Source organism: Pseudomonas sp. AC463 (assembly GCF_979253585.1).
Window position 1 is genome coordinate 1 of record NZ_CEEDDZ010000819.1, and the last position, 257, is coordinate 257.

Sequence of the window (257 nt, forward strand, 5' to 3'; positions counted from 1 at the left end):
TCATAGGCGAACATCTTGTAGGTCTCGATGACCTCAATATGCTCGCCGCCGACGCCGAACTCCGCCTCGCGCGCGATGCGGTCGATCAGTTCGCGCATCATGTCGCACGCGGCGTAGACGCGGTGCCGCTCCGCATCGGTGTCCTCGGCGACGGTATGTTCGACGACGATGCGCGGCTGGTGGAAGACGGCGGCACCCGACGCCATGCCCTCGACCAGCTTCTGCCCCGGAATGCGGACGGCGGCGGTCGATTGCGG

1 protein-coding gene is annotated in these 257 nt (G+C 66.5%); it reads right to left on the reverse strand.

All coding sequences use genetic code 11. The features are described 5' to 3' along the window. A partial coding sequence (locus AC0IYH_RS32505; RefSeq protein ID WP_471838470.1) for a phosphoenolpyruvate-utilizing N-terminal domain-containing protein occupies window positions 1-257 on the reverse strand: 257 nt, incomplete at both ends.